7 protein-coding genes, 4 tRNA genes and 3 rRNA genes are annotated in these 13,033 nt (G+C 47.0%); 13 read left to right on the plus strand and 1 reads right to left on the minus strand.

Annotated features, from left to right (window positions below; genetic code table 11):
- The 5 genes from gmuD (at nucleotide 1) to gmuG (ending at nucleotide 5,239) form a co-directional block, all read left to right on the plus strand.
- Nucleotides 1-1,398 (plus strand): 6-phospho-beta-glucosidase GmuD, encoded by a 1,398-nt coding sequence (gene gmuD / locus NSQ16_RS03140; RefSeq protein ID WP_327837647.1) that lies wholly within the window; start codon nucleotides 1-3, stop codon nucleotides 1,396-1,398.
- 148 nt (nucleotides 1,399-1,546) lie between these two features.
- The gene (gene gmuR, locus NSQ16_RS03145) at nucleotides 1,547-2,260 is read left to right on the plus strand and encodes a transcriptional regulator GmuR (RefSeq protein ID WP_015715336.1); all 714 of its coding nucleotides are present in this window, start codon (nucleotides 1,547-1,549) and stop codon (nucleotides 2,258-2,260) included.
- Between the two features lie 28 nt (nucleotides 2,261-2,288).
- A complete protein-coding gene (gmuE, locus tag NSQ16_RS03150; protein WP_029317333.1) occupies nucleotides 2,289-3,188 on the plus strand; it encodes a fructokinase GmuE in 900 nt (299 codons plus the stop codon).
- The gene (gene manA / locus NSQ16_RS03155; RefSeq protein WP_173613946.1) at nucleotides 3,185-4,132 is read left to right on the plus strand and encodes a mannose-6-phosphate isomerase, class I; all 948 of its coding nucleotides are present in this window, start codon (nucleotides 3,185-3,187) and stop codon (nucleotides 4,130-4,132) included. The genes gmuE and manA overlap by 4 nt, the downstream gene beginning before the upstream one ends.
- An 18-nt stretch (nucleotides 4,133-4,150) precedes the next feature.
- Nucleotides 4,151-5,239 (plus strand): mannan endo-1,4-beta-mannosidase, encoded by a 1,089-nt coding sequence (gene gmuG / locus NSQ16_RS03160; RefSeq protein ID WP_173613947.1) that lies wholly within the window; start codon nucleotides 4,151-4,153, stop codon nucleotides 5,237-5,239.
- A gap of 58 nt (nucleotides 5,240-5,297) precedes the next feature.
- Here the strand turns inward: gmuG and NSQ16_RS03165 are convergent, their stop codons facing one another.
- Entirely contained in the window at nucleotides 5,298-6,152 is an 855-nt protein-coding gene (locus NSQ16_RS03165; protein WP_014475997.1) for a manganese catalase family protein, read from the minus strand.
- A 336-nt stretch (nucleotides 6,153-6,488) separates the two neighbouring features.
- On the opposite strand from NSQ16_RS03165, the gene NSQ16_RS03170 reads away from it, so the two are divergent.
- The 8 genes from NSQ16_RS03170 (at nucleotide 6,489) to thiL (ending at nucleotide 13,021) form a co-directional block, all read left to right on the plus strand.
- Nucleotides 6,489-6,565 (plus strand) — tRNA-Arg (locus NSQ16_RS03170).
- 13 nt (nucleotides 6,566-6,578) lie between these two features.
- A tRNA-Gly gene (locus NSQ16_RS03175) sits at nucleotides 6,579-6,652 on the plus strand.
- 161 nt (nucleotides 6,653-6,813) lie between these two features.
- Nucleotides 6,814-8,363: ribosomal RNA gene (locus tag NSQ16_RS03180) — 16S ribosomal RNA — on the plus strand.
- Nucleotides 8,364-8,533: 170 nt separating this feature from the next.
- Nucleotides 8,534-11,461, plus strand: a 23S ribosomal RNA gene (locus tag NSQ16_RS03185).
- Nucleotides 11,462-11,516: 55 nt separating this feature from the next.
- Nucleotides 11,517-11,632: ribosomal RNA gene (gene rrf, locus NSQ16_RS03190) — 5S ribosomal RNA — on the plus strand.
- Together the 16S, 23S and 5S rRNA genes with 4 tRNA genes alongside form the textbook arrangement of a ribosomal RNA operon.
- Before the next feature lie 14 nt (nucleotides 11,633-11,646).
- A tRNA-Met gene (locus NSQ16_RS03195) sits at nucleotides 11,647-11,723 on the plus strand.
- Between the two features lie 62 nt (nucleotides 11,724-11,785).
- A tRNA-Asp gene (locus NSQ16_RS03200) sits at nucleotides 11,786-11,862 on the plus strand.
- A gap of 181 nt (nucleotides 11,863-12,043) precedes the next feature.
- A complete protein-coding gene (thiL, locus tag NSQ16_RS03205) occupies nucleotides 12,044-13,021 on the plus strand; it encodes a thiamine-phosphate kinase (protein WP_230488018.1) in 978 nt (325 codons plus the stop codon).
- Nucleotides 13,022-13,033 lie beyond the last annotated feature (12 nt).

Below are 13,033 nucleotides of genomic sequence, written 5' to 3' on the forward strand. Positions count from 1 at the left end.
TTGGCACATACAGAACAATATCGTTTTCCAAAGGATTTTTGGTGGGGATCATCCGCTTCAGCAACACAAATGGAGGGTGCCGCCGACAGAGACGGAAAAGGCCAGAATATATGGGATTATTGGTTTGAAAAAGAACCGCATCGTTTTTTTGATCATGTCGGCCCCGCAGACACATCCCAATTTTACGACAACTATAAAGAAGATATCAGGCTGATGAAGGAGCTTGGCCACAACTCGTTCCGGATGTCGATTTCCTGGTCACGTTTAATACCAAACGGAACGGGCGAGATCAACGATAAAGCCGCAAATTTCTATAACAATGTCATTGATGAGTTGATCGCTAACGGAATTGAACCTTTTGTCAATTTGTTTCATTTCGATATGCCGATGGCGCTTCAAAAAATCGGCGGCTGGGTAAACAGAGAGACGGTTGACGCGTATGAAAACTATGCGAGAACTTGCTTCCGTTTGTTTGGCGGCCGGGTGAAAAAATGGTTCACGCATAATGAACCAATCGTTCCCGTAGAAGGCGGATACCTATATGATTTTCATTATCCAAACAAGGTCGATTTTAAAGAGGCCGTCCAGGTTGGATTTCATACGATGCTATCAAGTGCCCGTGCCATTCAGGCTTACAGGGAGATGAAGCAGGACGGAAAAATCGGTATCATCTTAAATTTGACCCCTTCATACCCGAGAAGCAGCCATCCGGCGGATGTAAAAGCCGGGGAAATCGCAGACGCGTTTTTTAACAGATCCTTTTTAGACCCATCTGTCAAAGGCGAATTTCCCAAAGAGCTGGTTGACATTTTGAAGCGTGAAGGTTTTATGCCAGATTACAACGATGAAGATCTTGACATTATCAAAAAGAACACGGTTGACCTGTTGGGAGTGAATTATTACCAGCCGAGACGTGTGAAAGCGAAAGAACATCTTCCGAATCCCGACGCTCCTTTTTTGCCGGACAGGTATTTTGATCCCTACGTCATGCCGGGCCGCAAAATGAATCCGCATCGCGGCTGGGAGATCTATGAAAAAGGCGTTTATGATATTTTGATTAATTTAAAAGAAAACTACGGCAACATCGAGTGTTTTATCTCTGAAAACGGCATGGGGGTTGAAGGTGAAGAGCGCTTCAGAGATGAACAAGGCATCATTCAAGATGATTACCGGATTGAATTTATAAAAGAGCACCTCAAATGGATTCACCGCGCCATACAGGAAGGCTCAAACGTAAAAGGCTATCACTTATGGACGTTCATGGACAACTGGTCTTGGACAAATGCCTATAAAAACCGCTATGGGTTTGTATCAGTCAATCTTGAGAAAGACGGAGAAAGAACCGTCAAAAAGAGCGGAAAATGGTTCAAAAAGGTTGCTGAGCAAAGCGGTTTCTAGATTTTCCTAAAGGTCAAGATCTTCCGGCAATCATCATAACGAATAGAGATGACGAAAATCCGCAACATTGATGAAATAGGGAAAAGAACTTATGATATCCGTAAAAGCTTATGTGACATCAGACTCTAACAGCTGCCGGAGGATGCCAATGAATAAATACGAAATTATTGCAAATGAAATGAGAAATAGAATTAAAAATAACGTATATCCGATCGATCAGCCCATTCCTGATGAAGTATCTCTTGCAAAAGAATTTAACTCAAGCCGCATGACGATGAAGAGAGCCTTGGATAATTTAGTTGCTGAGGGTCTGCTGTTCAGAAAACGAGGCCATGGCACGTTTATTATTCAATCTGCAATACAGGATGACCATGTACATGTAGTCAGCAATGAGATTCTCGGATTGACCAACTTGCTGAAAGATAAAAAAATCCAAAGCAAGGTCATTCAGTTTGAAGTGCAATTTCCCACTGAGGAAGTGGCCGCCCATTTGTCTATTGATCAGAAAACACCGGTTTATTATGTCGTTCGGCTGCGAATTGTAGAAGGTGAACCCTATGTATTAGAAAAAACATATATGCCGACTCATTTAATACCGGGCATTAATGACGATGTCCTTCATGATTCGATCTACAATCATATTACAAATGTGCTGCAGCTCAAAATCGCCGGAACGCATCGGAAAATCAGAGCCTGCAAATCTGATCATATTGACCAGCAGCATCTGGGCTGTAAACAGGATGATCCAATTCTGGAAGTAGAACATGTGGGCTTCTTAGATACCGGGATTCCATTTGAATATTCCTTTTCACGTCATCGGCATGACAAGTTTGTTGTGACTTCTGTAAACATACGGCGCTGATTGCGGAGACAACAAGGAGGCCATCTGCATGCTTGGCGGTATTGAAGCAGGCGGCACAAAGTTTGTTTGTGCTGTCGGTAGAGAAGATGGAACGATCATTGACAGGATAGAATTCTCCACAAAGATGCCGGATGAAACGATAGAGAAAGTGATTCAATATTTTCGCCAATTTTCATTACAGGCAATCGGCATCGGCTCCTTTGGTCCCGTTGATAACGATAAAACCAGTCAAACATACGGTACCATTACGGCCACGCCGAAAGCGGGCTGGAGACACTATCCCTTTTTGCAAACCGTTAAGAACGAAATGAAGATCCCAGTCGGTTTTAGTACAGATGTCAACGCTGCGGCGCTGGGTGAATTCCTTTTCGGTGAAGCGAAGGGTCTTGACAGCTGCCTGTATATAACGATTGGCACTGGCATCGGAGCGGGGGCTATTGTAGAGGGGAGGCTCCTTCAGGGGCTGTCACACCCAGAGATGGGCCATATTTATATCCGGAGGCACCCGGATGACGTATACCAAGGGAAGTGCCCTTATCATGGAGATTGCTTTGAAGGCTTGGCTTCCGGTCCCGCTATCGAAGCCCGCTGGGGAAAAAAAGCCGCGGATTTATCAGATATAGCACAAGTCTGGGAACTGGAAGGGTACTATATTGCCCAAGCACTGGCTCAGTATATTTTGATCCTTGCACCTAAAAAAATCATTCTTGGCGGCGGCGTCATGCAACAGAAACAAGTGTTTTCTTATATCTATCAATATGTACCAAAAATCATGAACAGCTACTTAGATTTTTCTGAATTATCAGATGATATAAGTGATTATATTGTACCTCCACGTTTAGGCAGTAACGCCGGAATCATCGGCACGCTAGTTTTAGCGCATCAGGCCTTACAAGCAGAGGCAGCATCCGGGGAGGTGCGATCATGACGCATCCATTATTTTTAGAGCCTGTCTTTAAAGAAAGACTATGGGGAGGGACGAAGCTTCGTGACGCTTTTGGCTACGCAATACCCTCACAAAAAACAGGTGAGTGCTGGGCCGTTTCTGCACATGCCCATGGCCCGTCGGCTGTAAAGAACGGCCCGCTGGCAGGAAAGACACTAGATCAAGTATGGCAAGATCACCCAGAGATATTCGGGTTTCCGGATGGTAAGGTGTTTCCGCTGCTGGTAAAGCTGCTGGACGCCAATATGGATCTCTCCGTGCAAGTCCATCCTGATGATGATTATGCAAAACTGCATGAAAATGGCGACCTTGGTAAAACGGAGTGCTGGTATATCATTGATTGCAAAGATGACGCCGAACTAATTTTGGGACATCATGCAAGCACAAAGGAAGAGTTCAAACAACGAATAGAAAGCGGTGATTGGAACGGGCTGCTGAGGCGAATCAAAATCAAGCCCGGAGATTTCTTTTATGTGCCAAGCGGTACACTCCATGCTTTATGTGAGGGAACCCTTGTCCTTGAAATCCAGCAAAATTCTGATACAACGTATCGCGTATACGATTATGACCGCTGTAATGACCAGGGCCAAAAAAGAACTCTTCATATAGAAAAAGCCATGGAAGTCATAACGATACCGCATATCGATAAAGTGCATACACCGGAAGTAAAAGAAGTTGGTAACGCTGAGATCATTGTTTATGTGCAATCAGATTATTTCTCAGTGTACAAATGGAAGATTAGCGGCCGAGCTGCTTTTCCTTCACATCAAACCTATTTGCTGGGGAGTGTTCTGAGCGGATCAGGACGAATCATAAATAATGGTATTCAGTATGAATGCAATGCAGGCTCACACTTTATTCTGCCTGCGCATTTTGGAGAATTTACAATAGAAGGAACATGTGAATTCATGATATCTCATCCTTAATGAATGGGGGAGTTGCATTTGTTTAAGAAACATACGATCTCTTTGCTCATTATATTTTTACTTGCGTCTGCTGTTTTAGCACAACCAATTGAAGCGCATACTGTGTCGCCTGTGAATCCTAATGCCCAGCAGACAACAAAAACAGTGATGAACTGGCTTGCGCACCTGCCGAACCGAACGGAAAACAGAGTCCTTTCCGGAGCGTTCGGAGGTTACAGTCATGACACATTTTCTATGGCTGAGGCTGATAGAATCCGAAGCGCCACCGGGCAATCGCCTGCTATTTACGGCTGCGATTATGCCAGAGGATGGCTTGAAACAGCAAATATTGAAGATTCAATAGATGTAAGCTGCAACAGCGATTTAATGTCGTATTGGAAAAATGGTGGAATCCCTCAAATCAGCTTGCACCTGGCGAATCCTGCTTTTCAGTCAGGGCATTTTAAAACACCGATTACAAACGATCAGTATAAAAAAATACTAGATTCTTCAACAGCAGAAGGGAAGCGGCTGAATGCCATGCTCAGCAAAATTGCTGACGGACTTCAAGAGCTGGAGAACCAAGGTGTGCCTGTTTTGTTCAGGCCGCTGCATGAAATGAACGGTGAATGGTTTTGGTGGGGACTTACATCATATAACCAAAAGGATAATGAAAGAATCTCTCTATATAAACAGCTCTACAAGAAAATCTATCATTATATGACCGACACAAGAGGACTTGATCATTTGATTTGGGTTTACTCTCCCGACGCCAACCGAGATTTTAAAACTGATTTTTACCCGGGCGCGTCTTACGTGGATATTGTCGGATTAGATGCGTATTTTCAAGATGCCTACTCGATCAATGGATACGATCAGCTAACAACGCTTAATAAACCATTTGCTTTTACAGAAGTCGGCCCGCAAACAGCAAACGGCAGCTTCGATTACAGCCTATTTATCAATGCAATAAAACAAAGATATCCTAAAACCATTTACTTTCTGGCATGGAATGATGAATGGAGCCCAGCTGTAAACAAGGGTGCTTCAGCTTTATATCATGACAGCTGGACACTCAACAAGGGAGAAATATGGAGTGGCGATTCTTTAACGCCAATCGTTGAGTGAATCAGTAATGTACAATAAGAAGGTGCTCAAGAAGTTTCTTGAGCACCTTCCCACTGGATTAAGCATTCATATCGCCTAACCCAGGACTGTGTTCATTTGGTATTTCAGGAAGCACTGGTACGGGAAACCCTGCCGGAGGATCTATTACTTGTAACTCTCCGCCATTTCGGCTTGGAGATTTCCCTTGATAGATTTCACTGATTCTCGTTTCATCCAACCTAAAGTTAAACTGTGCATTATGGTAGCCTAATTCGACATACTTTCTGCACTCAGGATATTTATTAATGTCATAATTCGGTACAGGGAGGAGCTTCGCCCATTCAACGCCCAATGTCTCGAGCGCTTTCGCGAATGCATTCTGGTGAGCATTGTCGCGTACAATCAGAAAAGCAAGTGTTTCGCGGAACGTCTGATTAGAGCTCATTTCATAAATTCTTGTTTTTTGCAGCACACCTGTCGACTCAAGAAGCAGGTTATCCAGCAGGTCAGTAATTAAGTTTCCGTGGTTATACACCCACGACCCGTTCCACGGATTGCCCCCTGCATCAACAGGAAGGGAACTTTGCGCACCAATAATATAATGATGAGGATTAGCATGTTTAACGGCTTCATTAAGTGGTGCTTGATCTGCACCTTGACTGCCGACACCTTCACCGCCCGATTCATCTAATAAAGCATTGATTGTGTTTTGAACCAGTTCAACGTGGGCAATCTCCTCTAAAAAAATGCCGCGAAGCAGATCGCGGTACTGTTTCTGCTTTCCTCTGAAATTAGAGCTTTGGAAAAAAAACTGCATCATTGTACGCATTTCTCCGTAATGACCGCCTAATATCTCCTGCAGGACCTTAGCAGCTGCCGGGTCTGGCTTGTCCGGTTTAATGATATTAATCAGTTCCTCTTTGTAGTAATACATAACACGCCTCATTTCTTCTTAAGAGATTTTCTTATATTATTTGTAAGATGAGATAAAATATATACATGATAAGCATGGGAAGACGTGAAAGAAGAAAATAAAAAAATACATGAAAAGTGTTGACCAAATAAAACAGGAATGGTATATTATTAAACGTCGCTGATGAACAGCGTGAAACAAAACAGAAAAACATAAAAGTTTTTCTAAGGTGTTTACAAGATTTTAAAAATGTGTATAATAAGAAAAGTCGAATTGAAAAAGATTCGAAAAAACATTTTAAAAAAACTTCTTGACTTCACTATCAAATGATAGTATGATAGTTAAGTCGCTTGATAAGCGCCCGTAGCTCAATTGGATAGAGCGTTTGACTACGGATCAAAAGGTTAGGGGTTCGACTCCTCTCGGGCGCGCCATTTAAGATACCACGCGGGTGTAGTTTAGTGGTAAAACCTCAGCCTTCCAAGCTGATGTCGTGAGTTCGATTCTCATCACCCGCTCCATTATTGAATGATCTTTGAAAACTAAACAAGACAAAACGTACCTGTTAATTCAGTTTTTAAAAATCGCACAGCGATGTGCGTAGTCAGTCAAACTAGGGCCTGCACGACGCAGGTCACACAGGTGTCACCGCGAGATGCGGTGAACTTAACCTGTGATCCATTTATCGGAGAGTTTGATCCTGGCTCAGGACGAACGCTGGCGGCGTGCCTAATACATGCAAGTCGAGCGGGCAGATGGGAGCTTGCTCCCTGATGTTAGCGGCGGACGGGTGAGTAACACGTGGGTAACCTGCCTGTAAGACTGGGATAACTCCGGGAAACCGGGGCTAATACCGGATGGTTGTTTGAACCGCATGGTTCAAACATAAAAGGTGGCTTCGGCTACCACTTACAGATGGACCCGCGGCGCATTAGCTAGTTGGTGAGGTAACGGCTCACCAAGGCAACGATGCGTAGCCGACCTGAGAGGGTGATCGGCCACACTGGGACTGAGACACGGCCCAGACTCCTACGGGAGGCAGCAGTAGGGAATCTTCCGCAATGGACGAAAGTCTGACGGAGCAACGCCGCGTGAGTGATGAAGGTTTTCGGATCGTAAAGCTCTGTTGTTAGGGAAGAACAAGTACCGTTCGAATAGGGCGGTACCTTGACGGTACCTAACCAGAAAGCCACGGCTAACTACGTGCCAGCAGCCGCGGTAATACGTAGGTGGCAAGCGTTGTCCGGAATTATTGGGCGTAAAGGGCTCGCAGGCGGTTTCTTAAGTCTGATGTGAAAGCCCCCGGCTCAACCGGGGAGGGTCATTGGAAACTGGGGAACTTGAGTGCAGAAGAGGAGAGTGGAATTCCACGTGTAGCGGTGAAATGCGTAGAGATGTGGAGGAACACCAGTGGCGAAGGCGACTCTCTGGTCTGTAACTGACGCTGAGGAGCGAAAGCGTGGGGAGCGAACAGGATTAGATACCCTGGTAGTCCACGCCGTAAACGATGAGTGCTAAGTGTTAGGGGGTTTCCGCCCCTTAGTGCTGCAGCTAACGCATTAAGCACTCCGCCTGGGGAGTACGGTCGCAAGACTGAAACTCAAAGGAATTGACGGGGGCCCGCACAAGCGGTGGAGCATGTGGTTTAATTCGAAGCAACGCGAAGAACCTTACCAGGTCTTGACATCCTCTGACAATCCTAGAGATAGGACGTCCCCTTCGGGGGCAGAGTGACAGGTGGTGCATGGTTGTCGTCAGCTCGTGTCGTGAGATGTTGGGTTAAGTCCCGCAACGAGCGCAACCCTTGATCTTAGTTGCCAGCATTCAGTTGGGCACTCTAAGGTGACTGCCGGTGACAAACCGGAGGAAGGTGGGGATGACGTCAAATCATCATGCCCCTTATGACCTGGGCTACACACGTGCTACAATGGACAGAACAAAGGGCAGCGAAACCGCGAGGTTAAGCCAATCCCACAAATCTGTTCTCAGTTCGGATCGCAGTCTGCAACTCGACTGCGTGAAGCTGGAATCGCTAGTAATCGCGGATCAGCATGCCGCGGTGAATACGTTCCCGGGCCTTGTACACACCGCCCGTCACACCACGAGAGTTTGTAACACCCGAAGTCGGTGAGGTAACCTTTTAGGAGCCAGCCGCCGAAGGTGGGACAGATGATTGGGGTGAAGTCGTAACAAGGTAGCCGTATCGGAAGGTGCGGCTGGATCACCTCCTTTCTAAGGATATTATACGGAATATAAGACCTTGGGTCTTATAAACAGAACGTTCCCTGTCTTGTTTAGTTTTGAAGGATCATTCCTTCGAAACGTGTTCTTTGAAAACTAGATAACAGTAGACATCACATTCAATTAGTAACACAAGATATCACATAGTGATTCTTTTTAACGGTTAAGTTAGAAAGGGCGCACGGTGGATGCCTTGGCACTAGGAGCCGATGAAGGACGGGACGAACACCGATATGCTTCGGGGAGCTGTAAGCAAGCTTTGATCCGGAGATTTCCGAATGGGGAAACCCACCACTCGTAATGGAGTGGTATCCATATCTGAATTCATAGGATATGAGAAGGCAGACCCGGGGAACTGAAACATCTAAGTACCCGGAGGAAGAGAAAGCAAATGCGATTCCCTGAGTAGCGGCGAGCGAAACGGGATTAGCCCAAACCAAGAGGCTTGCCTCTTGGGGTTGTAGGACACTCTATACGGAGTTACAAAAGAACGAGGTAGATGAAGAGGTCTGGAAAGGCCCGCCATAGGAGGTAACAGCCCTGTAGTCAAAACTTCGTTCTCTCCTGAGTGGATCCTGAGTACGGCGGAACACGTGAAATTCCGTCGGAATCCGGGAGGACCATCTCCCAAGGCTAAATACTCCCTAGTGACCGATAGTGAACCAGTACCGTGAGGGAAAGGTGAAAAGCACCCCGGAAGGGGAGTGAAAGAGATCCTGAAACCGTGTGCCTACAAGTAGTCAGAGCCCGTTAACGGGTGATGGCGTGCCTTTTGTAGAATGAACCGGCGAGTTACGATCCCGTGCAAGGTTAAGCAGAAGATGCGGAGCCGCAGCGAAAGCGAGTCTGAATAGGGCGCATGAGTACGTGGTCGTAGACCCGAAACCAGGTGATCTACCCATGTCCAGGGTGAAGTTCAGGTAACACTGAATGGAGGCCCGAACCCACGCACGTTGAAAAGTGCGGGGATGAGGTGTGGGTAGGGGTGAAATGCCAATCGAACCTGGAGATAGCTGGTTCTCTCCGAAATAGCTTTAGGGCTAGCCTCAAGGTAAGAGTCTTGGAGGTAGAGCACTGATTGGACTAGGGGCCCCTACCGGGTTACCGAATTCAGTCAAACTCCGAATGCCAATGACTTATCCTTGGGAGTCAGACTGCGAGTGATAAGATCCGTAGTCGAAAGGGAAACAGCCCAGACCGCCAGCTAAGGTCCCAAAGTATACGTTAAGTGGAAAAGGATGTGGAGTTGCTTAGACAACCAGGATGTTGGCTTAGAAGCAGCCACCATTTAAAGAGTGCGTAATAGCTCACTGGTCGAGTGACTCTGCGCCGAAAATGTACCGGGGCTAAACGTATCACCGAAGCTGCGGACTGTTCTTCGAACAGTGGTAGGAGAGCGTTCTAAGGGCTGTGAAGCCAGACCGGAAGGACTGGTGGAGCGCTTAGAAGTGAGAATGCCGGTATGAGTAGCGAAAGAGGGGTGAGAATCCCCTCCACCGAATGCCTAAGGTTTCCTGAGGAAGGCTCGTCCGCTCAGGGTTAGTCGGGACCTAAGCCGAGGCCGAAAGGCGTAGGCGATGGACAACAGGTTGATATTCCTGTACCACCTCCTCACCATTTGAGCAATGGGGGGACGCAGGAGGATAGGGTAAGCGCGGTATTGGATATCCGCGTCCAAGCAGTTAGGCTGGGAAATAGGCAAATCCGTTTCCCATAAGGCTGAGCTGTGATGGCGAGCGAAATATAGTAGCGAAGTTCCTGATTCCACACTGCCAAGAAAAGCCTCTAGCGAGGTGAGAGGTGCCCGTACCGCAAACCGACACAGGTAGGCGAGGAGAGAATCCTAAGGTGATCGAGAGAACTCTCGTTAAGGAACTCGGCAAAATGACCCCGTAACTTCGGGAGAAGGGGTGCTCTGTTAGGGTGCAAGCCCGAGAGAGCCGCAGTGAATAGGCCCAGGCGACTGTTTAGCAAAAACACAGGTCTCTGCGAAGCCGTAAGGCGAAGTATAGGGGCTGACGCCTGCCCGGTGCTGGAAGGTTAAGAGGAGCGCTTAGCGTAAGCGAAGGTGCGAATTGAAGCCCCAGTAAACGGCGGCCGTAACTATAACGGTCCTAAGGTAGCGAAATTCCTTGTCGGGTAAGTTCCGACCCGCACGAAAGGCGCAACGATCTGGGCACTGTCTCAACGAGAGACTCGGTGAAATTATAGTACCTGTGAAGATGCAGGTTACCCGCGACAGGACGGAAAGACCCCGTGGAGCTTTACTGCAGCCTGATATTGAATGTTGGTACAGCTTGTACAGGATAGGTAGGAGCCTTGGAAACCGGAGCGCCAGCTTCGGTGGAGGCATCGGTGGGATACTACCCTGGCTGTATTGACCTTCTAACCCGCCGCCCTTATCGGGCGGGGAGACAGTGTCAGGTGGGCAGTTTGACTGGGGCGGTCGCCTCCTAAAAGGTAACGGAGGCGCCCAAAGGTTCCCTCAGAATGGTTGGAAATCATTCGCAGAGTGTAAAGGCACAAGGGAGCTTGACTGCGAGACCTACAAGTCGAGCAGGGACGAAAGTCGGGCTTAGTGATCCGGTGGTTCCGCATGGAAGGGCCATCGCTCAACGGATAAAAGCTACCCCGGGGATAACAGGCTTATCTCCCCCAAGAGTCCACATCGACGGGGAGGTTTGGCACCTCGATGTCGGCTCATCGCATCCTGGGGCTGTAGTCGGTCCCAAGGGTTGGGCTGTTCGCCCATTAAAGCGGTACGCGAGCTGGGTTCAGAACGTCGTGAGACAGTTCGGTCCCTATCCGTCGCGGGCGCAGGAAATTTGAGAGGAGCTGTCCTTAGTACGAGAGGACCGGGATGGACGCACCGCTGGTGTACCAGTTGTTCTGCCAAGGGCATCGCTGGGTAGCTATGTGCGGACGGGATAAGTGCTGAAAGCATCTAAGCATGAAGCCCCCCTCAAGATGAGATTTCCCATTCCGCAAGGAAGTAAGATCCCTGAAAGATGATCAGGTTGATAGGTCTGAGGTGGAAGTGTGGCGACACATGGAGCTGACAGATACTAATCGATCGAGGACTTAACCATATTTTTGAATGATGTCACACCTGTTATCTAGTTTTGAGAGAACACTCTCAATTTGTTTGGTGGCGATAGCGAAGAGGTCACACCCGTTCCCATACCGAACACGGAAGTTAAGCTCTTCAGCGCCGATGGTAGTCGGGGGTTTCCCCCTGTGAGAGTAGGACGCCGCCAAGCATTACTTTTATCATCGCGGGGTGGAGCAGTTCGGTAGCTCGTCGGGCTCATAACCCGAAGGTCGCAGGTTCAAATCCTGCCCCCGCAACCAAATATATGATTAAATAAGGAGTGCCCCCTAAGGGTACAACCAAAATAATCTTATACAAATATGGTCCGGTAGTTCAGTTGGTTAGAATGCCTGCCTGTCACGCAGGAGGTCGCGGGTTCGAGTCCCGTCCGGACCGCCATTAATGTAAACGAAACGATCATGTTTTCGTTTTTTTTTGTGTTTTCTTTTACTGTATCTTCTGCTTGGTGTCATAGCCAAGCTTTCTTTATATCGGGAACATCTTGGATATTTCAGCAAAATTCGATAAACTAGGAAGAGCACATATAGGCATAAGCAGGGTTGAAAGGAGATTTTGGTTCATGGATGAATTTGATTTGATACATAGCATTACTCCGCGGACCATTCACCATTCTTCCGTTGATGTAGGAATAGGTGATGATGCAGCGCTCTACACTGCGAAACACGGCGTTCAGGAAATTGTTTGTGTTGATACTATGGTAGAAGACGTGCACTTCAAATTACACTATTCCTCACCTGAAGATATCGGGTATAAGGCGTTAGCCGTTAATGTAAGTGATATTGCCGCGATGGGAGGCATTCCTAAGTTTTATCTGGTATCACTTGCGGTACCTTCAAAATGGACTGAATCTGAAATCAAGGCGATGTATGAAGGAATGAATGAACTGGCGAAACTATATCATATGGATCTGATTGGCGGCGATACAGTTTCTACCGCTGACAAATTAGTCGTTACAGTCACTGTGATCGGTGAAATTGAAAAGGGGCAGGCCTGTTTGCGGAGCTTGGCAAAACCGAATGATATTGTGTTTGTAACCGGTGAAATCGGTTCTTCTGCAGCAGGGCTTTCTTTATTGCTGGAAGAGACTAATCCTCAAAACTCATCTGTGGAAATAGATTACTTTATCCACAGGCATAAACGGCCTGAGCCAAGAGTAAGTGTCGGCAGATTATGCTCGAGTTTTAAGCGGACAGCTTTAAATGATGTTAGTGACGGATTGGCTAGTGAACTGAACGAGATTGCAGAAGCCAGCTGTGTTTCAATTGAAATTGATGAAAGCATGCTTCCAATTCATTCTGATTTGCCTAAGCTTCATCCTAACTGGAAAGAATGGGCTTTGTTTGGCGGTGAGGACTTTGAGCTGACAGGGACGGTTTCAAATGAGGAGTGGGAAGTGTTGAAGCAACAGTGCGCAGCACGTCAACTTCCCATTACAAAGATTGGCCATGTCAGGGAAAAAACAAAATCTAAAGTGATCCTAAAAACAGATCAAACATCAATGATCTTAGAGAAAAAGGGATATAATCATTTTAAATAAGACGGGTGACTT

Source organism: Bacillus sp. PS108, from assembly GCF_037963335.1.
GTDB classification, from domain to species: Bacteria; Bacillota; Bacilli; order Bacillales; family Bacillaceae; genus Bacillus; species Bacillus subtilis.